19 protein-coding genes are annotated in these 25,095 nt (G+C 48.1%); 3 read left to right on the top strand and 16 right to left on the bottom strand.

Annotated elements, in window-relative coordinates; translation table 11 throughout:
- Nucleotides 1-16: 16 nt before the first annotated feature.
- The 10 genes from Q0785_RS02685 to Q0785_RS02640 form a co-directional block, all read right to left on the bottom strand.
- On the bottom strand, nucleotides 17-2,122 hold the full coding sequence (locus tag Q0785_RS02685; RefSeq protein ID WP_298825028.1) for a glycoside hydrolase family 3 protein: 2,106 nt from the start codon (nucleotides 2,120-2,122) through the stop codon (nucleotides 17-19).
- 17 nt (nucleotides 2,123-2,139) lie between these two features.
- Nucleotides 2,140-3,768, bottom strand: coding sequence for a serine hydrolase (locus Q0785_RS02680; protein ID WP_223635054.1), 1,629 nt, complete (start codon nucleotides 3,766-3,768; stop codon nucleotides 2,140-2,142).
- Between the two features lie 250 nt (nucleotides 3,769-4,018).
- On the bottom strand, nucleotides 4,019-5,071 hold the full coding sequence (locus tag Q0785_RS02675) for a MupG family TIM beta-alpha barrel fold protein (protein WP_298825024.1): 1,053 nt from the start codon (nucleotides 5,069-5,071) through the stop codon (nucleotides 4,019-4,021).
- A 73-nt stretch (nucleotides 5,072-5,144) separates the two neighbouring features.
- Nucleotides 5,145-6,524, bottom strand: coding sequence for a PTS transporter subunit EIIC (locus Q0785_RS02670; RefSeq protein WP_298825020.1), 1,380 nt, complete (start codon nucleotides 6,522-6,524; stop codon nucleotides 5,145-5,147).
- Between the two features lie 24 nt (nucleotides 6,525-6,548).
- Nucleotides 6,549-7,433, bottom strand: coding sequence for an N-acetylmuramic acid 6-phosphate etherase (murQ, locus tag Q0785_RS02665; RefSeq protein WP_223635043.1), 885 nt, complete (start codon nucleotides 7,431-7,433; stop codon nucleotides 6,549-6,551).
- A gap of 130 nt (nucleotides 7,434-7,563) precedes the next feature.
- Entirely contained in the window at nucleotides 7,564-8,412 is an 849-nt protein-coding gene (locus Q0785_RS02660) for a MurR/RpiR family transcriptional regulator (protein ID WP_223635040.1), read from the bottom strand.
- A 217-nt stretch (nucleotides 8,413-8,629) separates the two neighbouring features.
- Complete coding sequence (locus Q0785_RS02655) at nucleotides 8,630-9,763, bottom strand: M20 family metallopeptidase (protein WP_298825010.1); 1,134 nt, start codon at nucleotides 9,761-9,763, stop codon at nucleotides 8,630-8,632.
- 86 nt (nucleotides 9,764-9,849) lie between these two features.
- Nucleotides 9,850-11,877, bottom strand: a complete 2,028-nt coding sequence (locus Q0785_RS02650; protein ID WP_298825007.1) for a TRAP transporter permease — start codon at nucleotides 11,875-11,877, stop codon at nucleotides 9,850-9,852.
- Nucleotides 11,874-12,299: a DUF1850 domain-containing protein gene (locus tag Q0785_RS02645; protein WP_223636004.1), complete on the bottom strand. Its 426-nt coding sequence runs from the start codon at nucleotides 12,297-12,299 to the stop codon at nucleotides 11,874-11,876. The genes Q0785_RS02650 and Q0785_RS02645 overlap by 4 nt, the downstream gene beginning before the upstream one ends.
- A 28-nt stretch (nucleotides 12,300-12,327) precedes the next feature.
- Nucleotides 12,328-13,317, bottom strand: a complete 990-nt coding sequence (locus tag Q0785_RS02640) for a TAXI family TRAP transporter solute-binding subunit (RefSeq protein WP_298825005.1) — start codon at nucleotides 13,315-13,317, stop codon at nucleotides 12,328-12,330.
- Nucleotides 13,318-13,548: 231 nt separating this feature from the next.
- Here Q0785_RS02640 and Q0785_RS02635 point away from each other — a divergent pair, with 231 nt between their 5' ends.
- On the top strand, nucleotides 13,549-14,877 hold the full coding sequence (locus tag Q0785_RS02635) for a TrkH family potassium uptake protein (protein WP_298825003.1): 1,329 nt from the start codon (nucleotides 13,549-13,551) through the stop codon (nucleotides 14,875-14,877).
- A gap of 49 nt (nucleotides 14,878-14,926) precedes the next feature.
- Here the strand turns inward: Q0785_RS02635 and Q0785_RS02630 are convergent, their stop codons facing one another.
- The 3 genes from Q0785_RS02630 to Q0785_RS02620 all read right to left on the bottom strand — a co-directional run bounded on the left by Q0785_RS02630 (nucleotide 14,927) and on the right by Q0785_RS02620 (nucleotide 17,897).
- The gene (locus Q0785_RS02630; protein WP_298825001.1) at nucleotides 14,927-15,547 is read right to left on the bottom strand and encodes a bifunctional 2-keto-4-hydroxyglutarate aldolase/2-keto-3-deoxy-6-phosphogluconate aldolase; all 621 of its coding nucleotides are present in this window, start codon (nucleotides 15,545-15,547) and stop codon (nucleotides 14,927-14,929) included.
- A 21-nt stretch (nucleotides 15,548-15,568) separates the two neighbouring features.
- Nucleotides 15,569-16,525, bottom strand: a complete 957-nt coding sequence (locus Q0785_RS02625; RefSeq protein WP_298824999.1) for a sugar kinase — start codon at nucleotides 16,523-16,525, stop codon at nucleotides 15,569-15,571.
- Between the two features lie 247 nt (nucleotides 16,526-16,772).
- On the bottom strand, nucleotides 16,773-17,897 hold the full coding sequence (locus Q0785_RS02620) for an NADH-dependent flavin oxidoreductase (RefSeq protein WP_298824996.1): 1,125 nt from the start codon (nucleotides 17,895-17,897) through the stop codon (nucleotides 16,773-16,775).
- A gap of 181 nt (nucleotides 17,898-18,078) precedes the next feature.
- Here Q0785_RS02620 and Q0785_RS02615 point away from each other — a divergent pair, with 181 nt between their 5' ends.
- On the top strand, nucleotides 18,079-19,107 hold the full coding sequence (locus Q0785_RS02615) for an NADP-dependent oxidoreductase (protein WP_298824992.1): 1,029 nt from the start codon (nucleotides 18,079-18,081) through the stop codon (nucleotides 19,105-19,107).
- A gap of 208 nt (nucleotides 19,108-19,315) precedes the next feature.
- Here the strand turns inward: Q0785_RS02615 and Q0785_RS02610 are convergent, their stop codons facing one another.
- From Q0785_RS02610 to katG, 3 genes are all read right to left on the bottom strand, one after another.
- The gene (locus Q0785_RS02610; protein ID WP_298824989.1) at nucleotides 19,316-19,450 is read right to left on the bottom strand and encodes a hypothetical protein; all 135 of its coding nucleotides are present in this window, start codon (nucleotides 19,448-19,450) and stop codon (nucleotides 19,316-19,318) included.
- Nucleotides 19,451-19,508: 58 nt separating this feature from the next.
- Nucleotides 19,509-20,516: an LLM class flavin-dependent oxidoreductase gene (locus tag Q0785_RS02605; RefSeq protein ID WP_298824987.1), complete on the bottom strand. Its 1,008-nt coding sequence runs from the start codon at nucleotides 20,514-20,516 to the stop codon at nucleotides 19,509-19,511.
- A gap of 128 nt (nucleotides 20,517-20,644) precedes the next feature.
- Entirely contained in the window at nucleotides 20,645-22,894 is a 2,250-nt protein-coding gene (gene katG, locus Q0785_RS02600; protein ID WP_298824983.1) for a catalase/peroxidase HPI, read from the bottom strand.
- Nucleotides 22,895-23,407: 513 nt separating this feature from the next.
- Here katG and msrB point away from each other — a divergent pair.
- On the top strand, nucleotides 23,408-24,544 hold the full coding sequence (gene msrB / locus Q0785_RS02595; RefSeq protein ID WP_298824980.1) for a peptide-methionine (R)-S-oxide reductase MsrB: 1,137 nt from the start codon (nucleotides 23,408-23,410) through the stop codon (nucleotides 24,542-24,544).
- Nucleotides 24,545-25,095: the final 551 nt, after the last annotated feature.

Here is a 25,095-nt window from a genome sequence, read left to right as displayed (position 1 = left end):
ATTCCCCCTTTTAGTGTCAGTAGCTTAAGCCGTGGCCATATTCATAAAACGTTTCACCCGCAAGGTTCGGAATGGTCACCGGCAATTTACCGGTCGGAGCCAATTCGCCCATGATTGCTGAAGCCATCGCCTCGTAACTTGCTGTCCGGAAGCTGTATTGCGTCAAATAGGCATCAATTTCAGGATATGCCATAATGTCATAAGGATTGCGGACTGCGACGCCGATCACTGGCGCTTCCACTTCTGCAACCAACTGATTGACCAGTTTCATTTGGGCGCTCTCTGGTGAGCGCTGTGACAGTGATGATGTGGCAGTACCGACGATAACCGCCTTTGCCGATTTGGCTGTCTCCAGCTGCTGCGCGGTTAACGGTGCACCTGTTTCAATCCACATCGTATTGTCATGGCGTGCTTTTAATCCAGCGTACAATTCATCTGAATAGATGTTGCCGACAACCACCAGCATATCTTCAGCCGCTGGTGCCAACGGCAGCACGCCTTCATTTTTTACAAGAGTGATGGATTTTTCAGCCGCTTCTCTTTCTACTTGCTTGTGAGCTTCAGAGCCGACAACCTGCAAGGCATTTGCCGTTTTTTCCTCCAATGAAACCGGCGATTCCTCTTTCAGGATACCGCGCTTCATTTTCAGGCTGAGAATGCGCGTTGCCGATGCGTTGATGCGCTCTTCCGCTATTTCACCGGAACGAACCGCTTCGTAAAGGCCATTTGCCACACTTTCAAGTCCGACCGGCATAAGTACGATATCGGTCCCTGCGTTGACTGCACGAATGACAGCATCCACCGGCCCGAAATGGTCAGCGATGGCCTGCATGTTCAGCGCATCCGTGAAAATAACCCCTTTATATCCCATTTCCTCCCGCATCAATTCTGTCAGTACTTTGTAGGAAAGCGTCGCTGGCAGGTTGATTTCAGTGCCATCTTTCTGTGAAATGACTTTTGTACCGTCAATTTTCGGGAAGGTGACATGTGCTGTCATAATGGCATCAATATCCGCCTCCATTGCTTTTTGGAACGGATACAATTCAACAGCTTTCAAGCGTTCTAAATCATAAGGAACTTCCGGTAGGCCGAGATGCGAATCAACCGCTGTATCCCCGTGTCCCGGGAAATGTTTTGCAGTCGCAGCGGTTCCTGTTTCCTGAAGTCCTTTTGTATAAGCGACTCCCAATTCAGCGACAAGTTCCGGCTTCTCACCGAACGACCGTACACCAATCACCGGGTTATCCGGATTGTTATTGATGTCAAACGATGGTGCAAAGTTCATATTGATGCCCAGTGCCGACAATTCTTCACCAATGGCTTTTCCAATGTTCTGGGTAAGTTCAGCTGAACGTGTTGCCCCAAGCGCCATATTTCCCGGCATATCGGTTCCTGACTGCAGACGCGTGACGATGCCACCTTCCTGATCGATGGTCATCAGCAAGCTATGCTTTTGGGCTGCCGCCTGATAATCTGTAACCAGTTTGGTTGTCTGTTCAGTCGTCACCACATTCTCACGAAACAGGATCACTCCGCCAAGATGATATTCTTTGACCAATTGCTCGATTTCAGGCAGCATTTCCGTTACATTCTGCCCCTTCCAGTTGCGGAAATCCGGCATCAGCATCTGCCCGACTTTTTCTTCCATGGTCATCTGTCCTACCGCCCTATTGACCAAATCATAGCGATCGCCGCTTTCCTTGATCACCGAAGTGCTAAGCGGCGGCTTGCCTTTTAAGCCTTTTACTTTGGCATCCGGTTTTACTTGGATCGAAATTCTATCTGTAAATGATCCATCTGAAACGGTGATGAACGTTTTGCCTGGTTTCCCTGACACTTCAACGTTTCCCTGTGAATCTACAGATGCCACCGTCTTATTGACAGACTCCCATGTCAGGTTTTCCGAAACCAGCATGTACTGCCCGTCCTCATAGAGATGCACTGCTTGGAGTTGGAGGCCTTTCCCCACTCCACCTACTGCGACTTCAGGTACATTCTGCAGAATCACCAAATCTGTAACCGGACTAGCTGCGGCGGCCTGTCCGCTTCCTGTAAATAATGATGAAATGACTAGTGCCGCGAGTAACGCCGGCACCAAAAGAATTTTCTTCAGCTTGTGCATTTCCCATCCCCCTTTGATCAATAATTGCGTAATGTCCAGTCGTTCTGTTCATCTAACGGTTCTATTTCCTTGCCATCTGCTTTAAGGTTTCTGATATACAAGCCGCGGCCGTTGACTGAACCGTCCGTGACATAGCGGAAACGGAGAAATTGCGTTTCTTTCGGCAGCCTAATTTCATGCTTCTTCCACCCTTCACTGTCTCCTGTCAATTGAAGAACAGCCTCGCTCCAGCTTGTGCCATCCATGGATGTTTCCACATAGCCATAATCGGAATCCTGTTCAATGCGGTTCCATCCATCGAAGGTCAGGCTCGAAGCTCCGTTTGTCGCGACAGTCATCTGATGATTAAGGTGATCCCCATATCCCGTAAACCATGCTGCATCTTTTTTGTTCAGTGGAGCTGAAATTGAATCGGCTACTGCCCGAGCGAAATCACGTCTGATAAAATTAGTTGATACTGTCGTCCGCGATGGATGCACACGGTTAGTCAGCAGAATGGCCGTAGTGTGATTGTCGCGGTTGATGACGATGCTCGTCCCTGTGTAGCCCGTGTGCCCGAAAGTCGAGGAATCCGATAAAGCATCCATATACCAACCTTGGTTCAACTCCCAACCAAGGCCGTGATCATTTCCGGGAAATTCAGGAATCTGATTGGTTTCCAGCAAACGAACCGTTTCTTTTTCCAAAATCCGCTGACCGCCGTATTTCCCATCATTCAGGAACATATGGGCAAGCTTCCCTAAATCCAAAGCAGTTGAAAATACACCGGCGTGCCCAGCTACTCCATCGAGTGACCATGCATTCTCATCATGTACTTCCCCCCATACCATCCCCCTGCCGATTGCCGGCTGAAATTCCGTTGCCGCAATTCGTTGCTTCAGCGATGCTGGCGGATTATACATGGTGTCTTCCATCCCAAGCGGACCAGTAAGCTCCTTATCGATAAATTCATCGAGGCCCATGCCTGAGAACTTTTCAATCAATGCACCCAAAGTGATTAAATTGAGGTCGCTGTATGTATAATTCTCTCCTGGGTGATTGGCTAACGGATATTGTAGGGCGTATTCAATCCGTTCTTCACGCCCGCCTTCCTGCTGATAAAGCGGCACCCACGAGGTGAATCCCGATGTATGCGTCATCAGCTGCCGTATGGTCACCTCTTCTTTCCCGTTAGCTGCAAACTCCGGCAAATGGAGTGCAACCGGATCATCCAGATTGAAAAGGCCCTCTTCAAACAGAATCATTGCTGCTGTAGTCGTAAAGATTTTACTGATCGATGCGACGTCAAAAATTGTATCCGCTTTCATCTCCACCGGATTGGCCATCTTCGTCTGTTGGTCATCTGTGTAGAGGGCTGAATAGCCATAAGCTTCGTGTTTCACGATATGCCCGCTCTTTGCGGCAAATGCGACAACTCCAGGTGCTGTACCGTTTTTCACTGCTGTTTCCATCATTGCGTCAATCTGTTCCAGTGGCTCTTCCATCAATCCCGCACTTTTTGCTGAGCCTTTATGCAGCACGGAAGACAGCGGAGCCGGTGAATCCCATTGCCTGGCCGATGAAGCTGAAGCTGGATTGGCCGATGGCAAGACCAATGAAACTGCCATGACTGCTGTTAAAGCTGTAAAACATAACCCTTTCTTCATGTTATCCCTCCAGATCAAATCAATTTATAATTCGAAACCCGTTATTCTTTAAGCCTACAGAAAGCTCCATTGGCTGCCTATCCACCAATGGAGCTGTATTTACAATATATTCCGAATATTTTATTTTTAACTCTATTTCCAATTACTTACTTCGATGAAGTTTAGCTAATCATAAAGTATCATATAACATGAAATTAAGTTTCAAAAAAAGAAAGAAAGATCAGCTCGTTAAAAGCTGCTCTTTCTTTGTTCAAATCCACTTTATCCGAAATTTCGTGCCGCCCTTGATATACTGCAACAACGAAAGATCTTCATTGATGACTTTTCCGATGACGTTGACCTTGTCATCGGCGGGTAAATCTCTTTTGGTAATTTGCAATTCGCCCTGGTAGCGGCTATAACGCTCATTATCCACCGTAATACTGCCTTTATTCCGTGCAATGGTATTGTTCGGCTCCAATAGGTGAGTGCCGATTAAGCCGTATTGGCGCGATTCCATGGAACGGATGCAGTCCCGCGCTGCATCCCAGCGATTGGTTTGGACATCCATCTCTTCCATCTCCACCAAAGCTTTTGCCCTCAATAGAATTTCGCCTTCATGGAACGCGCCAAATTGTTCCAGGGTGTCATCACTGAGTGTAATGTCGCCGACCAGCACCCTATCCACCGCGCCCTCATCCTTCAGATGCAGGTAGGCTTCAAAAGGATCCGCGTCCCGGTGTTCCTCTAAAGTGGGTAATCCCTTATGCACTGGTCCCCGCAAAATCCCATCTCCGGGAATGAAGGCCATCACGGTCAGTCCTTCACTTTTCAGCCATAGATTGGTTTTCACAAACTCTACGGAATCCAAACCGGTCTCCGGACGCGGATAAAAATTATGCCACATCTCAACAGCATCCCGCTTCAAACCAGCGGAATTCAATGCAGCCAATCCACTTCTCGTCAACGTACTGGCATTCAACGCAATTTTCATCCGGTGGGACAACTCCGCAATTACGTTGTCGTCCATCCCATAGTCAATCCGCAGCCCGGTCAGTCCCCACTCCAACAGACCTTCCGCACTCTCCCAACTAAAACCGAGATGAGCCAATGACTGCGGCGCGATGTCCGCCATCAGTTCCATATCAAACTTTAGAGCCCATTGCCCCAATTGCTGTAGCCGTTCCTTATAGAGCAATGGATCGTCCTCTGGAATATGCAGTGAAGTAAAAATTGATGTGAATCCGAGCTTGCTGAGCTTTTCAATATAAGGTTCTAATTCCTGAAACGAATCGTCCCCCAAATAAACCGAAATTCCACGCATTGTGCCAACTCCTTTTCAATAGCTCAAATACTTTTAAACTAATAGAAAAAAAGGGAGATTTCTCTCCCTTTCCTTAAATCCCTTCTGCCATCTCTTCTTTGAATCCAAATAGATAGGTGAAGATAAATCCAAAAATATACGAAACGACCAAACCGACGAAGTACCAGACATACTTGCTTTCAGCAATAAGCGGAATCAATGATATGCCTGACACCCCTATTCCGAGTGCTGCCGTATGCATCACTGCCTGGAAAGCACCGCCAAATGCAGCACCCATACAAGCCGTTATGAACGGACGGCCAAGTGGCAAAGTTACACCGTAAAGAAGCGGTTCCCCGATGCCGAGGAATCCAACAGGCAGAGCCCCTTTAATGATGTTCTTAAGACGCTGATTTCTAGTTTTTATATATACTGCAATGGTGGCACCAACCTGCCCAGCTCCAGCCATTGCCAGAATCGGCAGTAAAGCTGTCGCGCCAACAGTGTTCATCAACTCGAGGTGAATCGGAGTCAAACCATGGTGCAGGCCGAGCATAACAAGTGGAAGGAAGAAACCGGCTAGAACGCCTCCTGCTAATACCCCACCGACATCAAGAACCGAAGTTAACACAGTCATAATTCCATCTGATAAAAGCCCAGCGACTGGGACAACTGCATAAAGTGAGAAGAAACCAACAACCAATAATGTAATCAGAGGTGTAAATAAAATATCGACAGAGCTGTGCATCACTTTACGTACATTCTTCTCAACAAATGTCATCAGCCAAGCTGCAAATATTACGCCGAATAATCCACCTCTTCCGACGACCAGCGGTTCTCCATAAATAACGATATCCGCCAGCATCGGGTTGAACAAGATTCCTCCTGCAATAGCGCCCAGTACCGGTGTTCCACCAAACTCTTTGGCTGTATTCCAGCCGACCAAAATAGCCAAGTAAGCGAATACAGTACTTCCGAGCAGCAATAAAATCTGCATCCAGGTTTCAGTAGCATCCACACCAGCGTTTTTAGCGAAGTTGGCTGCACCGTTGATGATTCCTGAAGCGACCAGACCTGGAATCAGCGGAATGAAGATATTACCGACCCGGCGAAGAAAGAGCTTGAAAGGCGTCTTGTTCTTTTCCTTCAGTTTAGCTTTATTCAAAGCAGCTTTTTCCGTGAAATTCATATCATTTTCGTCAACATCCGCCATTTCACCGATGGCCAATCCCGTTTCACTGCTCATTTCAGCAGCAACCTTATTGACGGTCCCAGGACCTACGACGATCTGAAGTGTATCATCTTCGATGACACCCATTACACCATCCACACGCTTCAATTCGTTCAATTCTACTTTACTGTCATCTTTAATCGACAAACGCAACCGCGTCATACAATGTGCTACTTGATTGATATTCTCTTTTCCCCCGATTTTCGCGAGAATGTCATGCGCCATTTGCTGTTCTTTTTTCATACTTCCCCTCCGCTCCCCTAAATGTTATATAGCTTTTCGAACAAAACCGCCAGCTGCCTCCAGTTTTTCGATAGCTTGTTCTTTCGTGCAATCCAGCAGACTCATGACAATCGCTGTTTTTACATGGCCGTCCGCTTTTTCGTAATAACGCTGTGCTGTGGCATAATCGACTTGGGCGGCATCCATAATAATCCGTTTGGAGCGCTCAATCAACTTTTCATTGGTGGCTTGTACATCCACCATCAGGTTGCCGTAAACCTTGCCTATCCCGATCATTGCAGCTGTCGAAATCATATTCAAAACCAGCTTCTGTGCAGTTCCAGCCTTTAGACGGGTTGAACCGGTCAATACTTCAGCTCCTGTTTCGATTTCAATCGCCGTATCGGCATAGCCGCTGATTTCCGCTCCTTTATTGCATGACATTGCAACCGTTTCTGCCCCAATCTGTTTGGCATATTGAAGTGCACCAATCACGTAAGGTGTGCGGCCGCTAGCCGCGATTCCGACAACCGTATCATCAGCTGTTAAAGAAACCGCTTTCAAATCGTCCATTCCCAGCTCAGGATTGTCTTCTACGCCTTCTATCGCTATTTTGATCGCTTCTGTTCCTCCAGCTATGATTCCGACAACCTGTTCAGGTGAAACACCGAATGTCGGAACGCATTCGACTGCATCCAAAATTCCCAAACGACCACTGGTTCCGGCACCGATATAAATCAATCTGCCTCCTGCTTTAAAAGAACGTATGGCTTTTTGTACCGACTCTTCAATGTTGGCGAATTCCATTTCAATGGCCTTTGGAACAAGACGATCTTCCTGGTTCATGGTCTGCAATATTTCCAGCACTGACATTTCATCCATCTTCATGGTGTTGTTATTGCGTTTTTCTGTGGATAGATTTTCCAGCATCAGATCACCCTTTTACTTTTATTTCTTGTTTTCATTTTATCTCCAAGAAATTTAATGTCAATATAAATTATCTAAATAGTGAATTTAAATTTCATAACAGCAAAAAAAAGAGAACCGGGTCTACGGCTCTTCATCTTCTTAAATTTTCCATTTCACTTCGGGCATCATAGTATTGCTGCAAAACCTTCTCGCCGACATGATGGAAAATGCTCATATACAAGGTATCGATGACTGTCAATTGCGTCATCCGCGAGGGAATGCTGCCAATACGGAAGTCCTGTTCAACATTTGGTGTGCATAGCCGGATGTCAGCCTCTTTGTACAATGGTGATTTACTGAGTGTCGTGATGGCGATGGCGGTCGCCCCTTTTCTTTGTGCAAAACGGGTGAGCTCTAAAACATCCTTGGTTTTTCCGGAAGTGCTGATCGCCACGAAAACATCGTTTTCCGTCAAATGAGGAATAATCGACAGCATATAATGAAAATCAAGGGAAGTGATCGAGTGATAGCCCAGTTTGGTGAATTTATACTGAGCATCAACTGCGGCCGTAGATGAGCCCCCAACACCGAAAAAGACAATTTTGTTAGCATACTGAATCGCTTCCACTGCTTTGGCCAGTTCTTTCCGGTCCATGGAATCCGCGCACGATTCAATCGCTGATTTATTGACATGGATGACTTTATGAAAAAGATCATATGGCGAATCCTTTTTGTTCAGCACCGAAAAATCGGTGAGGCTGGTATCTGTTAAAGTCAAATCTTTCATGAGTGCCAGTTTGAAGGATTTAAAGCTGCCGATGCCGATCGATTTGCAGAAACGGATGATGGTCGCTTCGCTAACACCTGATTTTTGCGCCAGTTCTTTCGTCGTCATATGGGGGACAGCTTCCGGATTTTCAAGAACATAGTCGCCGATCCGCCCTTCTGCCTCTGATAGTTGCGGCAGTACGTCTTTTATTTTTTGCATCAAAGAAGTCATCTTTGAACCCCCTGTACTTCTGTTTCTGTCATCTATCAATTACACGGCCCCATTTTAAAGGCGGTGCGTAAAACATCTTAGTTCACTCGACTTATCAAGCATACATGAAAGTCGGATAGATGTTGAGTCCATTATCTCAATGAAGGGGGAGGCAGCGTGATAACTTTTGTGTTTGCCGGAAAGCTTCCGTCTTCAGCGATTTTTCCTCTGCGGCCCCTTATCCCCCACTCAACCGCTCAATCACATTCGCCAGCAGCAAGGTCCGTTCAGTCAGTGAGGACACTACCAAATATTCGGTTTCCTGATGGGCATTGCCTCCGACTGGACCCAAACCATCAATTGATGGAATGCCGATATGAGCCGTCAGGTTGGCGTCTGATCCGCCGCCGCTCTTCTCATGCTTCAGTGACATACCCAGTTTAGCTCCTTCTTCGGCAATGATGTCGATTAAGCGGCGCGATTCCTCCGTCAACACCCAGGCTGGCCGTGTGATGTGGCCGGTCAATTCCACTGTCGTTCCCGGTGTTTCAGTGTAGCTGCAGATTTCTTTGATGGCTCTGTCCAGCCGTTCACCGTCTTCGGGTGTTTGGATCCGCAAATCGATTCCCGCTTCGGCAAAAGGTGCGATGGTATTGACTGATGTTCCACCCTTGATCAGGCCGACATTGATTGTGATGCCTTTTTCCGGTTCGCTCAACGCATGCAGTTTGAGAATTTTCCGCGCCAGTTCTTCAATGGCACTTGCCCCGTTTTCCGGTTCGATGCCTGCATGTGCCGACTTGCCGAATACGTTCAGGAAGTATTTCCCGCCTCCTTTGCGTTCACTGACGAGCTGGCCGTTTTGTGCCGGTTCCAATATCAATGCGTACTTCTTATCTGCGGCAATTCTTTCAATTAAGCTGCGGGATGCAACAGAACCGATTTCCTCATCCGTATTCAGCACCAACACCACATTTTTATAAGCTTCACTGCCGCTGTTCATCAAAGCTTTGATGGCGAATAAAGCAGTGGCGTGGCTTGCTTTCATATCGATGACACCCGGTCCGTGCGCCAAATCGTCTGCCACATGGAACGGCCGTTTTTCTGCGGTTCCTTCTGGAAATACGGTATCCAGATGAGCGATCATGACAATTTTAGGTGTTTTTGCTTCTGGATGATGAATGACCAGATTATTGCCGAAACGCTCCTGCTCATGTACTTCTGTATCAAACCCGATCATCTTGTATTCCTCTGCAAGAACCTCACCCACGCGGTCGATTCCGCTTTTCAGGTAGGAGCCGCTGTCGATGTTGACCAGGCTTTCTATCAATTCCAGCATCGGCTGGTGGTTTGCCTCAATGAATTCTTTCATGTTCGCCGATCCTCCCATTTTCCCTTTATTCTATCAAAAAAAGCCGGACGGCAGAAAATCTGCGGTCCGGCCGATATACCTATTGTTTACGAAGCAGCAGCTGCCGTATTTTCTTTTTTGCTCTTCAGGAAATTGATGACGAAAATTCCCAATACAATCGTCAGGCCGATGATATCCGTCAAGGTTTCCGGAACGATCAGCATCAGCGCTCCTGCTCCGAGAACGACGCGGAACAGGACATTGAGCTTTGTCTGGAAATACCCTTCCGCTGCTGCACTCAACCCGATAATGCCAATGATGGCGGTGATGGTGATCAGCAGGATTTCCCATATCGGCGGCAAGGCAAATTCGGTGGCATTGACCGCGATATCTGTCGTGTCGATCATCAGCATCGCTGGATTATAGACAAACAGATACGGGATGATGAAACCGGCGATCGACAGGCGCAATGCGTTCAAGCCGGTCCTCATCGGATCGCCTCCGGATATCCCCGCACCGGCAAATGCGGCAAGGGCGACCGGTGGTGTGATATTGGCGAAAATACCAAAATAGAAGACAAACAAATGTGCCACCAGAACCGGAATGCCGAATTCAGCAAGTGCCGGCGCTGTCATGGTCGCTGTGATGATATAAGCCGGAATGGACGGCAAGCCCATCCCCAGAACAATCGAAGCAAGCATCGTCAGGAACAGCGTCCAGAAAAGCGATCCTGCACCAAAGCTTGTAATTGCTGAAGTCATGACGGTACCGAAGCTCGTCAGGCTGACCACACCGATGATGATGCCGACGACCGCACAGGCGATCATGACGGACAGCGATTGGCGTGCCCCGTTTTCCATCGCTTCGAGAATATCCTTGAAACCCATGCGCGTCGATTTTCTGAGCCCCGCAATGATGACTGTCAGGACGATGGTATAGAATGCTGCGTAAGCGATTGGCATGCCTGTATAAAGCATGAAAATCAAACCGACAATCGGCAGCAGCAAATGCCCTTTTTCCTTCAGCACTTCTTTGGTTCTCGGCAGATCCGCTTTCGGAATGCCTTTCAGGTTTTCTTTGCCGGCACGGAAATGGACCTGCATGATGACCCCGAGGAAATACAACACTGCCGGCAGTAAAGCCGCAAGGGCAATTGTACCATAGGCTATCCCTGTCGTTTCCGCCATGATGAAGGCACTCGCCCCCATGATCGGCGGCAAAATCTGCCCACCCACAGAGGCACTCGCTTCTACGGCGCCGGAAAAGTTTTTATTGTAGCCGATTTTTTTCATCAATGGAATGGTGAAAGCACCGGTACCGACCACATTGGCTATCGCCGAACCGTTGATGCTGCCCATGAATCCACTGGAAATGACCGCTACTTTGGCTGGTCCCCCTTGCTTGCTGCCCGCTAAGGCCATGGCAAGGTCATTGAACAATTGGCCCATTCCCGATTTGGCGAGGAATGCACCGAATAGGATGAACAGGAAAATGAATTGCAAGGAAGCGGAGATGGCCGTCGAATAGAGACCTTCCGTCTTCAAGTACAGCTGGCCGAAAATATCGCCAAGGTCGAACGGCCGCGTCATCAGCATATTCGGCATCCAGACAAAATGGCTGATGAACGGATAAGCCAAAAACACCAATGCGAGAATCGGCAGGATGATGCCGGTTACGCGCCGTGCTGCCTCAAGAACCAGCACAACGGTCAGGATGGCAAAAACGATATCCAATGTATTCGGAATCCCGCCGCGCGTCGTCATGATGTCGTTGTATTCATACATCAAGTAGCCGGCGGTGCCCAGACTGAAGATAAACAAAATCCAATCATAGAATGGAATCTTCGTGCGATCCTGCTTTTTGAATGTCGGATAGACCAGGAAAATCAGCCCCATACCGACGGCGACGTGGATGGAACGCGCTTGGAGGGCAGGAAGCGGATTGAAGGTCACGTATAGATGGTAAAGGGTGTAGGCGATGGCAATCGCCGCAATCAACAAGACCAGTTTGCGGTTTTTCAGTTTGCGGACTTTGGCATCCGTATCGTATTTCTCCAGCACTTCCTGGCTGATGTTTTTGTCTTCTTCATGGGCTGAAACGCTTTCGACGTCCAAATCCCGGTTGTCTTTTGTCATAGCTTGTTCCCCCTTGCATAATTCCAAAGATGAATAAATTCAATCGTGATTGCAACAAGCTCATAGTCTTCCGTATAGTCATACAACGGAATTTCCTGATCGGCTGTGATGATCGTCGTTTGTGCATTTCGGGAAACCGTCAAATTCATTTCATTGAAAAGGCGGCCGATCTTCATATGGACATATCCATCTTCTGAAGATATGATTTCGCCATCAGAAGGAACACCCGCGCCGTAAGTTTTGAACTTCGTTTCCGCCAGCAGCAGACTATCTCCGTCCCGTTCATAAAATTCCAGCCATTCTTCCTTTTCGACTGAATGGATCCACTGCAGCGTAAAGTCCGTTTCCTTTAAATAATAACGTTCTTCTCCAAAGTCGAACTGTACGACAGGAATCCGCCAAAACAGGAAAAAAAGGAGCACAATCAAACATGCTCCTCCCGCCAAAACTTTATTGCTCATCGTAGTAACGCTGTGCCCCTGGATGCAGCGGCGCTACCAAGCCTTCCTGTGCAGCTTCTAAAGTGATGTCGGCAGCTGCCTGGTGGGAATTCTCCAGCGTATCCAGATTTTCAAAGAAGGTTTTAGTCAATTCGTAGACGTCGTCTTCACTCATATCCGAGTGGACCACTAAAGCGTTCATGATTGCTGCAGTTGGAATGGCTTCTTCATTGCCATAAGTTCCTGCTGGAATTTCAAGCGCGATAAAGTAGGACTGATCCTCCGCCACACGCTCAACGTCTTCCGGCGCAATGGAAACCATGCGGATGTCCAGTGTTTCAGACAGCTCCAGCAAGGATGCGTTCGGCAAGCCGCTTGTCAGGAAAGCCGCGTCGATTTGTCCTGCACGCAGGCCGTCAGCCGCTTCCGCGTAACCCAGGTAATCCACATCGATGTCGTCATATGTGATGCCGTAGCCTTCCAACAGCGTACGCGCATTCACTTCCACTCCGGAATTCTGGTCGCCTACCGCGATCCGCTTGCCGCGCAGGTCTTCAAACGTTTCAATGCCTGAATCCGCAGTGGTGACGATTTGGACGTAGTTTGGATACAAGGCAGCGATTTGGCTGATTTTGTCTGTCGGCTCTGTAAAGCCTTCAGTTCCTTCAACCGCCTGGCTGACCACATCGCTCATGGTGAATGCCATTTCAATCTTGTCTTCCTTGATCAAGTTGACGTTCTCAACCGAAGCGCCGGTCGTCTGTGTTCTTGAATTGACGCCATATTGCGAACTGTACGTTTCAGCCAATGTCGAGCCGATGATGTTATAAGGACCGGACGCTCCACCCGTAGCGATGGTGACAATATTCGTCTCTAGTCCAGCGGCTTCCCCGCCCCCGCCTTCTTCTGGGTCCGTAGTGACATTGTCATCTCCACACGCTGCTAGAACAATGCTTCCGGCAACAATAAAAGAGAAAGCGCTTACCTTCATATTCTTCATCTCTCTACCCCCTAGGTTTTTTCTCATTATACCGAAATTAAGAAGTGATTAATAGGAAATATTCATTTTTTTCTGATTAAATAAGCATTTGCGCTTCGTTATAGAGAAATGACCTTTCCGTAACCTGCTGAAAAACTGCCCTTTTCACCGTGCATAATTTTGTTGACAGGCTGCCGAAACAGGAATAGAGTAGGCTCATAATTTCAGTTCAATGGATAAGGAAGTGCCTTGATGCGCTCTTGGAAAAAAAAGCGGATAACCATTTCGCCGCCGTTGGTTATTTCCGGTAGTTTTCTATTTTTAATTTTGGCCGGCACCTTATTGTTGAAGCTGCCGTTCGCAACCACGCGTCCGATTTCCTGGACCGACGCCTTGTTCACCGCCACTTCCGCAACAACAGTGACAGGGCTCAGCGTTTTTGATCCTGGGACCGTTCTGACCGGATTTGGTGAATTGGTCCTGCTGGTGCTGATTCAATGCGGGGGTATCGGGTTGATGACGTTCGCTGTCGCCATCCTCATCCTGTTCCGCAAGAAGGTCGGCCTTCAAAACCGGATTTACCTGCAGGAATCGCTGACTCAAAATACGATCGGCGGCATCGTCAAGCTCGTCAAATTGATCCTGACATTCGCTTTGACGGTGGAAGCAGTGGCCGCTGTTCTATTGACCATCTACTGGATCCCGGAGTTCGGCTTTAAGGATGCACTCAACTACAGTGTCTTCCACGTCATTTCCGCTTTCAACAACGCCGGGTTTTCTTTGTTTCCCGATAACTTGATGAGCTTTGCCGGAGATCCGTTGGTCAATGTGCTGATTTCCTTCCTGTTCATCATCGGCGGCATCGGATTCACCGTCGTCATGGATATCACACAGAAAAAATCCTTTCACCGGTGGGCATTGCATACCAAGCTGATGATCGGCGGCACCCTGATTTTAAATGTGGTGGCCATGATCGTGATTTTCGCTTTGGAATACGGCAATCCCGGAACTCTCGGCAATCTGTCTCTGCACGATAAATTGCTGGCTTCCTATTTCAGTGCCGTCACACCGCGTACTGCGGGATTCAATACACTGAACTACGGGGAGCTCGAAGATCCGACCCTGCTGTTCACGATGCTGTTGATGTTCATCGGAGGCGGCAGTGCTTCGACCGCATCCGGCATTAAGTTGACGACTTTTATCGTCGTCATCCTTGCGACGATTTCTTTTTTGCGGTCACGGCGCGAACCCGAACTTTTCGGACGTTCCATCCGGATCGAAACAGTGATCCGCTCCCTTGCGATCACAACCATCAGCGTCTTGCTGGTTGTCTTCTTTCTGTTCCTATTGACCGTAACCGAAAAAATCCCGTTCCTGCCACTGGCATTCGAAGTGGTCTCAGCGTTCGGCACCGTCGGCTTGTCCATGGGCATTACTGCCGACTTGAGCGATCTTGGCGAAATCCTGTTGAGCCTGGTGATGTTCACCGGCCGCATCGGACCGCTGACTTTGTTCTTTATCTTAATGAAGCCGCGCAAGGAAAATTACCGTTATCCGTATGATGCGGTGTTTACCGGTTGAATACAAAAAATGCAGCTCCCGAAAATCCGGAGCTGCATTTTTCATTTCTTTACTCTTTGCTTTTCTGCATGTATTGTCGGCTGAGTTCCACCGCTGCATCGAAACCGCCTGCTGCATAGGCCTTGTTCAAATCACTGCCAATCCCGACAGCCACTGCACCGGCTGCCAGCCAGTCCTGGATATTGTTCAAGTTGATGCCGCCAGTCGGCATGATGCGGACATGCGGCAGCGGTCCGTTGACCGATTTGATGAAGGAAGGCTCGAAATTATTCGCCGGGAACAATTTAAGGATGTCACTACCTGATTCCAATGCTTTGACCATTTCACGGATTGTCATGCAGCCAGGGAGATACGGGATGCCGTAACGATTGCAGACGGGCGCAATCTCTTCGTTGAAATGTGGGCTGACAATGAATTTCGCTCCCGCCAAAATGGCATGGCGTGCTGTTTCCGGATCCAGTACCGAACCTGCACCGAGCAGCACATCTTCTTCTTCAAGCGCTTCGAATATCCGCTGGACGTGCGGCGTCGTATACGTCAGTTCAATTGCACGAATACCGCCCTGTACTGCTGCTTTCGATAATTCAACCGCTTCTTCTGCACTATTGCCGCGGATTACCGCGACCACTTTCGTCTCAGATAATCGGGATAGAATAGCGTGCTTTAACATCAATTGGCTTCCTCCTTCGGATTAACGTTCGATGATCGTTTCCTTGCTGATCAATGCCTGCACTTCCTTCAGGTAAGGGAGCCCCTCGTTGTCTCCTGACACGGTCGTCACCAATGCACCGACGCCATTAGCGAATTCCAATGACGCTTCCGGAGAATAGCCATGCAATACCGAATAGATATAGCCGGCATCAAAACCGTCGCCGGCTCCTACAGTGTCGATCGGATTGACCTTGAACGCTTCCTTGTGGTGCCATTCACTGCCTGTAAAGACGCGTGCTCCGTTGCCGCCGTCTTTGATGACCAATTGGCCGATCGAGAAATCCGCCGCGCATTTTTCCAGCGCTTCAATTGAAGCATCACCGATGATCAATTCAATTTCATCCAAACCAGTCAACAGGATATCCACTGACGGCAGGATTTCCATATAAGCGGCTCTCGCCTGTTCGATGGTCCATAGCTTGAGGCGGATATTGGGGTCAAATGAAATCCGGATTTCCAGCTGTTCTGCAATTTCCAGCACTCGCTTAGTGATAGCCAGATTTTTTGGATCAATGGCCAGGAACACACCGGTTAAATGAATGATGTCGATGCCTTCAAACATTTCCTCGGTAATGTCAGCCGGTTCCATCGTCAGGATCGGCGACTGGTACCGATAATAGAAAGTCTTGCCTGAGCCATCTTCCCGGATCTCCTTGAAGTTCAATGAAGTCGGATAGCCTTCCACAAACTCGACATCTGCCATGTCGACGCCTTCACCACGCGCAAAATTATAAATGACACGGCCGAACTCGTCACAGCCAAGACGGCTCGCCCATTTGGAATGCAGCCCCAAACGTGCGCAGCCGATCGCAAAATTCAATTCTGCCCCGCCGACTTTCCGTGTAAAAGCAGGGACGTAACGCAATGGACCCGTTTCCGACGGATTAAACGTAATCAACGCATCTCCCAATGTAAAAACACCATAACTTTCAGTCAAAATGGTCACTCCTTCTTTTTTTATGATAGAAATCTATAGGTGGATCCTCTAAGTTGAAATTGCTTCAAATATTTACTAAACCGGTTTAGTAAATTATAGATGACAGGGCTTACAAAATCAACCTTCTAGAAAGAAGTAGTCGGATAAATGAAACTTAAGGATCATCATTTCACTTATCCTTCGGCCGCTTAACGCAGGATTCCCATTAAAAAAAGCGTTCAACTTTGGTTGAACGCTCGTTTCACTATTAATTGTCCGCTACTTTGACCATGCCATATGAAGTGATGAGGTGCCACATATTCTGCGGGATGTCTAAGTTGCCGACCATTTTTTGTGTGATGACAGGATGGATTTCCTGTTCCTTGCCTTGCTTCACTTTTTCAGTCCATTCCGGATCAATCAGCGCCTGGCGTCCGATTACGACGATGTCCGCACCTTCTTCCAATGCCGTCAATGCATCTTCCGGTGTTTTCACGCTGCCGACTGCCACAAAAGCAACACGGCCATTGATCTGATCTGCCAATATGCGGACGATGCTGTCGCCTTGTTCCGCGCCTTTTGGCGTTTTCTTAACTTCCATCAATGATACGTGGATGTAGTGGATGCCGCGCTGGATCAATTCTTCCACCAATACTTTGGTTTCTTCTATTGTATAACCGGCTCCTGTTTCGTTGTTTTCTTCCGGTGACAGGCGGTAGCCGACGATAAACTGCTCATCCGCATATTTTGCGACGGTGTCCTGAACTTTTTTCTGGACAGCCAGCGGGAACTTCAATCGGTTTTCAAGGCTTCCTCCCCATTGATCCTGGCGCAGGTTCGTAGCCGAAGAAACGAATTGCTGAAGCAAGTAAGTATTGGCCCCGTGGATTTCCACGCCGTCAAATCCTGCCTCAATCGCTCTTCTTGTGGTTTCGCCGAAGTCTTCAATAATCGCTTCGATTTCCTTCCCGGTCAATTCACGCGGTGCCGGCTTGCCTGCTGCATTCGGCACAGCGCTTGGTGCAACGGTTTCATTGGCTTTGATCAACGCAGCCTGTCCCTGGCGGCCGCCATGCTGAATCTGCAGGATAGCTTTGCTGCCTTTTGATTTCATTTCTTTTGCCATTTGGGTCAGGCGCGGAATAGCATTATCGTCAAAACCGATAAACTGGTTCGGGAAAGCGATGCCGTTTTCTGAAACCGCGATGCATGCCGAAATGTACAGGCTCCCGAGACCGGCGCGGCGGTTGTAATATGTCAACTCTTCGTCCGAAACCGTGCCGTCTTCATTTCCTGAATACGTCGTCATGGGTGCAACACCCAAGCGATCGTTCAAGACGACGCCATTCGGCAACGTAATTTCGTTAAATAGATCTTTATAATGTGGATTCATGGAACTTCCTCTTTTCTGAAATAGGTTCTCTTCCGAAAGGCTTCGGTATTTCAAAATAGCATAGGCATTTTAAGGAATCAAGAATACACGCTCGCCGCCGTTTTCCGGTACATTATTTTTGACCACCTCCATTTCGAGTGGTACGCTTTTCAACGAATTCGTATAATAGGAGGAATTTTCCATGACAAACCAAACACATAGAGAAATCCATTTGGTCAATCGCCCCGAAGGCATGCCAAGCAACGATGATTTTAAATTTGTTGAGAAAGAAATTCCGACACCTGGCGATAATGAAGTCTTATTGAAGACACTTTACTTGTCGGTCGATCCATATATGCGCGGACGGATGAGAGATGTAGAATCGTATATTCCCCCATTCGAATTGAATAAAGTGCTGGTCGGCGGTGTTCTTGCCGAAGTGGTCGAGTCCAATTCGGATTTATTGAAAAAAGGCGATATCGTCAACGGCAACCTCAGCTGGGCTGAGTATACGGTGGCAGATCCCCAAAAGCTGCAACAAGTGGATCCAACTGTTGCTCCGATCACTACACGGCTTAGCGTCCTCGGCTTGACCGGGCTCACTGCTTATTTCGGATTGCTGGATATCGGTAAACCGCAGGCTGGCGAAACGGTTGTCGTTTCAGGTGCAGCGGGCGCTGTCGGTTCGATTGTCGGCCAAATTGCCAAAATCAAAGGAGCGCGTGCTGTCGGCATTGCAGGCTCTGATGAAAAAGTCGATTACCTGATCAATGAGCTCGGCTTTGACGCAGCGGTCAACTACAAGAAAGACAGCTTTGAGGAAGATCTGATTGCAGCATTGCCCGATGGTGTCGATGTGTATTTCGACAACGTCGGTGGAGACGTTTCCGATGCGGTCATCAATCAGCTGAACCGAAATGCCCGCGTTTCATTATGCGGCTCGATTTCTTCCTACAATTCACCAGGCGAAGATGTCGGTCCCCGCATGCAATGGAAATTCATCAAGACCAGCTCGATGATGAAAGGCTTCACGCTCGGCGATTACGCGAAAGACCTGCCGACAGGAGCCGCAGCACTTACCGAGTGGCTCCAGGAAGGCAAATTGAAATACGATGAAACGATTGTCGAAGGCTTTGAAAACACGCCGGAAGCTTTCTTCGGCCTATTCAAAGGCACTAACCTCGGCAAGCAATTGGTGAAAGTCGCTGATCCTGAGTTTGCGAAACTATAAAACTGTGAAAAGCCGCCTGTCTGGGCGGCTTTTTTCCATTTAATCGGCGATACTGTCCGAATTCGGCGAAATACTGTCCAAACCCAAAAAGCAGCCGCAACGAGCATGTGGCTGCTTCCATTTATTTGGATATACTTTTTGTTTAGAGGGAAATACTTTCCACTTCCATGAAAATACTTTCCAAATCCACTGAAATACTTTCCATCCTTCACAATTCCTTCAGAAAACGGAAAACCATGCGCGGAAGATAAAATAAAATCTCCAGGATTCCGACAAAAAAGTCGATTACATCAAAAATCCACCAGCGGTCTTTCTTCTCTTTCGTTTTCGTTTTGATTGCCATCTTCCATCTCCGCCTCTTCTGCTTTTTAACTGTATACGCAGCAATAGCGGAAATGGTTTCATTTCCCAGAAAGATTAAATTCAGCTGCCAATAAATGCAGCTCATTCATGCGGTTATCCGCTCCGGAAATATTTGGGATGATGGTGATTTCATCTGTATTGTAGCGTTCTGCAAGGGATTCAATCTGAACTTTCACTTCCCCTGCGGTACCAATCAGCATGCGTTGCCGGTTGCGCGCCACTTTTTCCTGTTCACTGGCACTGAAGCCCCTTTTTTTCGCCGTATCGATAGACGGATAATAAGGCGGCTGCGAATCGGACTCGACAAACAGCAGCCACAGATCAAACGCCGTCGCCAACTCCTCGGCTTTTTCAGCCGTTTCAGCGACGACCGCGAAGACGGCGATGATCACTTTCGGCTCTTTCAAGAATGCCGACGGCTTGAATTTTGAGCGATACGCCTCCACCACTTCTACTCCTTGCTGCGATGGCTTGGCAAAATGTGCAAAAGCATACCCCATCCCTTTTTCAGCCGCGAGCCGCGCACTGCCCGGACCTGTGCCCAGCAGCCACAATTCTGGCGCTGTCTCGATGATCGGCATGGCAAGCAGCGGCTTGAAGCGATGCTCGCTTTCTATGTCATCAGCGAAGTATTTCTGCAGGTCAGCCAATTGCTGGTCGTAAGGAAGCCGTTTCGTTTTGCTTTCATTCAATGCTTCATTGACGATGCGATAGCTGCGCGAACGGCCGATGCCAAGATCGATGCGGCCGGGATAGAGCGCTTCGAGCATACGGAAGTTTTCCGCCACTTTGTAGGCGCTGTAATGCGGCAGCATGACACCTCCCGAACCGATGCGGATGGTTTTGGTAGAGGCGGCCAAATGCATCATCAGCATTTCAGGCGTGGTGCCGGCAACCGACTCGACCTGATGATGCTCGGCTACCCAAAAACGCTTAAAGCCGAGCCCTTCTGCCAGCTGCGCAAGTTCCGTCGTCTGCTTCAGGGCAGATGCTGCCGTTTCTCCTTCATCAATCGGGGAATAATCCAGGATGTTCAATGAAATCATTTGCCTGCCTCCTTTGCTGGTCTTTGAATAGTAGCATGCCAGCCCAAATGCATTCCACTAATGATAGCTGATAATCATTTCACCAAAAAAATCTGGTCAGCGGCATGCGCTGACCAGATTTCCTCTACTTATTTTTCTACGTTGAAAAGATCGGCATTCATCACTTTGTTCCATGCTTTGATGAAATCGCGGACGAATTTTTCTTGGTTGTCGTCTTGTGCGTAAACTTCGGCAACTGCACGAAGAATCGCATTCGAGCCGAATACTAAGTCAAAACGTGTTGCTGTGTGGACAACTTCGCCTGTCGCACGATCTTTGCCTTCGTATTTATTGAACTCCACTGGTGTCCATTCGATGTTCATATCCAATAAGTTAACGAAGAAATCGTTTGTCAGTACACCAACTTTGTCAGTGAAGATTCCCTCTGTCGCTCCTTGGTGATTTGCACCGAATGCGCGCATACCGCCGACTAACACAGTCATTTCTGGTGCAGTCAGGCCTAGGAGATTCGCTTTATCAAGCAGCATTTCTTCTGGGCTTGTAGCATATTCTTTCTTCTGGTAATTTCTGAAACCGTCTGAAATCGGCTCCAATACCTTAAAGCTTTCTGCATCAGTTTGTGCTTCGAGTGCATCTCCACGGCCTTGAGTAAATGGTACAGGAATGTCAAATCCAGCTGCTTTTATCGCTTGTTCGATAGCTGCATTTCCTCCAAGCACAATCAAGTCGGCGATGCTGATTTGATTGTCAGTGCTTGCTTTCAAGTGCTCGTAGAAATAAAGAACTTTTTCCAGTTCTTCCGGCTCATTTGCTTCCCACTCACGTTGAGGAGCGAATCGGATGCGTGCTCCGTTTGCGCCGCCGCGCTTGTCTGAATCACGGTATGTGCTGGCAGATGCCCAAGCTGTTTTCACCAGCTGCTGAGGATTCAATCCGCTTTCCAAAATTTTCACTTTTAGCTCATCCAATTCTTTGTCTTTCAATGTGCCTGGTGCTTCGGGTACCGGATCTTGCCAGATTAATATTTCTTCTGGAACTTCTGGTCCCCAGTAGCGCTCTATTGGTCCCATATCACGGTGAAGAAGTTTGAACCATGCACGAGCAAAAGCATCTTGGAACTCGTCCATGTTCTCATAATAGCGACGGGAAATCTTTTCATATGCCGGATCCATGCGAAGTGCCATGTCGGCTGTTGTCATCATCGTTTTCACTTTGATCGACGGATCTTCTGCATCTGGTGCCATCTGGTGTTCCGACAGATCTTTTGCCGTCCACTGGTATGCACCGGCAGGAGATTTCGTTAACTCCCACTCGTATCCAAACAATTGCTCGTAATAGCCATTATCCCATTTTGTCGGGTTGGCAGTCCAAGCGCCTTCGATACCACTTGAAATCGTATCGCGGCCTTTTCCGGAACCGTACGAGCTCTTCCAGCCAAGTCCAAGATTTTCCATTACAGCCGCTTCCGGGTCGTCCCCTACATTGGAAGCATCTCCAGCTCCGTGAGCTTTACCGAATGTATGTCCACCTGCGATCAACGCAACGGTCTCTTCATCGTTCATTCCCATACGGCCAAAGGTTTCACGAATATCGAAAGCACTTGCAAGAGGATCGGGTTTGCCATTTGGTCCTTGCGGATCCACATAGATCAAGCCCATTACAACTGCGGCAAGAGGTTCTTCTAATTCGCGGTCTCCTGAATAACGGTTATCCGCTAACCATTCTTTTTCATTGCCCCAATAAACATCTTCTTCCGGTGCCCAAATGTCTTCGCGGCCTGCGCCGAATCCAAAAGTTTTGAAACCCATTGATTCAAGTGCCACATTGCCCGTTAATACCAGCAAATCGGCCCAGGAAATTTTGTTCCCGTATTTTTTCTTGATCGGCCACAGCAAACGGCGGGCCTTGTCCAAGTTGACGTTATCCGGCCAGCTGTTAAGCGGCGCAAATCGCTGGTTTCCAGTAGATCCGCCTCCGCGGCCATCTGTCGTCCGGTAAGTCCCTGCAGCATGCCATGACATACGGATGAATAACCCACCGTAATGGCCATAGTCAGCCGGCCACCATTCCTGGCTGTTGGTCATCAATTCGCGAAGATCCTGCTTTAATGCAGCATAATCCAATTTCTCAAACTCTGCTTTGTAATCGAACTCTTCCCCGAGAGGATTCGATTTCTTATCATGCTGATGGAGAATATTCACATTCAGCATATTCGGCCACCAGTCTTTATTTTGCGTTTTCCCTGGTTTGTTCGATGTCGTAATCGCGCTGTCCTTGTGCCCACCTGTTTGGCTGCCGCCTGTTACTGGACATTGTGAATCCCCTGTCGCCGCTGTGTGGCGCTTTTTATCATTGTTGTCATGTACATTGTTTTCCATTTTCTAAATCCTCCTAATTAATAATGAAATTTTTTCTTTAACCATTATTGCGAGCGTTGCCTCTGAAGGATAGTAATTCTTACATTAGAATTGTACTAAAGAAGAGCTGAATTGAACAGCGAAATGCGAGATGACATGAGAAATGAAAAATACTTGTAAAGTTTACCTTGTATATGGATATGCTCCCTTTATTCCCGAAGAGAGTTTGTCCTTTTACAAGTTCACCGTCAGTTTGGCGAAGAACAAATATACTCATGACTCGTTTTGGCGAACCATAAATCCATTTTGTGACAGTTGATTTGAAATAGCCCTTTATTCCAAACCACTTCAGTTCCTCTTTTTCAGCCATTCGATTAAACTGTAGATATAAATGGAAAGACAACGCTTCCACCGAATGTTTTTCTGCAAACCTATACACCAATTTCACGCAAAACTTAAGCTGCCCTTGCCGCCGAGAGATCAGATCCATCAGCATTGTGAACCTACTCAATTACGAAAGGCAGGAGCTTCCTTATGAAAAAAATCTCGTTTTTAAGCTTTGTGATTTTATTGCTGCTGGTGCTTACGGGCTGTTCATCCGGGAACGGGTATAATTCCGGCAGTGCCGCAACCGGACAGGCAGCGGATACAAGCACTTCCAAGTTTCCGGATAACCCGAACACCGATCTCGAGTTCGATACAGACCAGCTGGAGGATATCTGGTTGGCGGGCGGCTGCTTTTGGGGAGTCGAAGCCTATATGGCACGGGTTTTCGGTGTCTATGATGTAACATCGGGCTACGCCAACGGCAATACCGAAAATCCAACCTATGAAGAAGTCATCCGTGAAAATACCGGACACGCCGAAACCGTCCATGTCCGCTACGATCCGGAACGCGTAGATCTGGAGAAGCTGCTCGGCCATTACTTCATGATCATCGACCCAACGCTCCTGAACCAACAAGGCAATGACCGCGGCGAACAATACCGCACCGGCATCTATTATGAAAATGAAGCCGACCGGGCTATCATCGACAAAGTTGTTGCCTCCGAAAAAGAGCGCTACGACGATCCGATCGTCACTGAAGTCGAAGTGCTTGAGCATTATTACCTGGCAGAAGAATATCACCAGGATTACCTCGAAAAAAATCCGGACGGCTATTGCCATGTCGAGTTTGACACTCTGGAAGGCCAAGATATAGAGGAAGGCGCCCAACTGATCGACCCGGCACTTTACCCGAAACCAAGCGACGAAGAACTGAAAGCGAAGTTGACGGACCTTCAATATGAAGTGACGCAGGAAGATGCGACCGAACCCGCTTTCTCCAATGAATACGACGGTTTTTATGAGCCCGGCATCTACGTGGACATCACAACCGGAGAACCGCTTTTCTCTTCTGCGGATAAATATGATTCCGAAACAGGATGGCCAAGCTTCACCAAGCCGATCGACCCGGCTGTCGTGACCGAGCACGATGACGGCATGCTGTTCATGAAACGGACTGAAATCCGCAGCCGTGCCGGCGACAGCCACCTCGGACATGTCTTCAACGACGGTCCCGAGGATAAAGGCGGACTGCGTTATTGCATGAACAGTGCAGCCCTGCTGTTTATCCCGGAAGCGGAAATGGAAGCAGAAGGTTATGGCTTTTTGCTGGATAAAGTGAATTGAACTATCTTGCCGAAAAGGCAGTCAGCGGTTTGCTGACTGCCTCTTCTTTTTTCACACCATTAAAAGTAACAGCGGGAAATCATTGATTTCCCGCTGTTTTTGTTGTTGAGCAGCTAGTGACGCACCGGTTTTTCGAGGTGCTTTGGATAAAATTGCATAAAAGAGCTCTTTGCCGGGTCGGCAGAGGGCTTTTTTATGCTGCAGATACCCGGATTTTTTATTTATGGGCGTTCAAATGAATTTATGGTCGTTCAGAGAGATTTGTGGTCGTTCAAATGGATTTATGGTCGTTCAGCCTAAACTCTCATGAAAAAGAATGCAAATGGACATGAATCCAAAAGCGAGCGGCGAGCTTCTCGAAATCAATGCTTGGGAGAAGTTTCTTCACAATAAGCAAAAGCGGAAAATCAACGATTTTCCGCTTTTGCTTATTTTTTTGTTTTCTTATTGTCGCGGCTAAGCGGCAGCCTCCGCTTTTCCTATTGTCCAGACTCCAACGGCCAGCTCCTCGGGTCATAAGCCAACCCAGCGCCGTGGCAAAGAGCGCCACT

It is taken from the genome of uncultured Planococcus sp. (assembly GCF_947501725.1).
Taxonomy (GTDB): domain Bacteria; phylum Bacillota; class Bacilli; order Bacillales_A; family Planococcaceae; genus Planococcus; species Planococcus donghaensis_C.
The sequence above is the reverse complement of the archived record's forward strand: the minus strand, read 5'-3'. Positions and strand labels throughout refer to the sequence as shown.

What these genes read in the sequence shown, in the direction of transcription:
- Q0785_RS02620 (WP_298824996.1), bottom strand. Translation starts at nt 17,897, where the DNA reads ATGAATCCACATTATAAAGATCTATTTAACGAAATTACGTTGCCGAAT.
- msrB (WP_298824980.1), top strand. Translation starts at nt 23,408, where the DNA reads ATGAAAAAAATCTCGTTTTTAAGCTTTGTGATTTTATTGCTGCTGGTG.
- Q0785_RS02650 (WP_298825007.1), bottom strand. Translation starts at nt 11,877, where the DNA reads ATGACAAAAGACAACCGGGATTTGGACGTCGAAAGCGTTTCAGCCCAT.
- Q0785_RS02635 (WP_298825003.1), top strand. Translation starts at nt 13,549, where the DNA reads ATGCGCTCTTGGAAAAAAAAGCGGATAACCATTTCGCCGCCGTTGGTT.
- Q0785_RS02660 (WP_223635040.1), bottom strand. Translation starts at nt 8,412, where the DNA reads ATGACTTCTTTGATGCAAAAAATAAAAGACGTACTGCCGCAACTATCA.
- katG (WP_298824983.1), bottom strand. Translation starts at nt 22,894, where the DNA reads ATGGAAAACAATGTACATGACAACAATGATAAAAAGCGCCACACAGCG.
- Q0785_RS02610 (WP_298824989.1), bottom strand. Translation starts at nt 19,450, where the DNA reads ATGGCAATCAAAACGAAAACGAAAGAGAAGAAAGACCGCTGGTGGATT.
- Q0785_RS02640 (WP_298825005.1), bottom strand. Translation starts at nt 13,317, where the DNA reads ATGAAGAATATGAAGGTAAGCGCTTTCTCTTTTATTGTTGCCGGAAGC.
- Q0785_RS02655 (WP_298825010.1), bottom strand. Translation starts at nt 9,763, where the DNA reads ATGAAAGAATTCATTGAGGCAAACCACCAGCCGATGCTGGAATTGATA.
- Q0785_RS02685 (WP_298825028.1), bottom strand. Translation starts at nt 2,122, where the DNA reads ATGCACAAGCTGAAGAAAATTCTTTTGGTGCCGGCGTTACTCGCGGCA.
- Q0785_RS02670 (WP_298825020.1), bottom strand. Translation starts at nt 6,524, where the DNA reads ATGAAAAAAGAACAGCAAATGGCGCATGACATTCTCGCGAAAATCGGG.
- Q0785_RS02605 (WP_298824987.1), bottom strand. Translation starts at nt 20,516, where the DNA reads ATGATTTCATTGAACATCCTGGATTATTCCCCGATTGATGAAGGAGAA.
- Q0785_RS02630 (WP_298825001.1), bottom strand. Translation starts at nt 15,547, where the DNA reads ATGTTAAAGCACGCTATTCTATCCCGATTATCTGAGACGAAAGTGGTC.
- murQ (WP_223635043.1), bottom strand. Translation starts at nt 7,433, where the DNA reads ATGCTGGAAAATCTATCCACAGAAAAACGCAATAACAACACCATGAAG.
- Q0785_RS02675 (WP_298825024.1), bottom strand. Translation starts at nt 5,071, where the DNA reads ATGCGTGGAATTTCGGTTTATTTGGGGGACGATTCGTTTCAGGAATTA.
- Q0785_RS02615 (WP_298824992.1), top strand. Translation starts at nt 18,079, where the DNA reads ATGACAAACCAAACACATAGAGAAATCCATTTGGTCAATCGCCCCGAA.
- Q0785_RS02680 (WP_223635054.1), bottom strand. Translation starts at nt 3,768, where the DNA reads ATGAAGAAAGGGTTATGTTTTACAGCTTTAACAGCAGTCATGGCAGTT.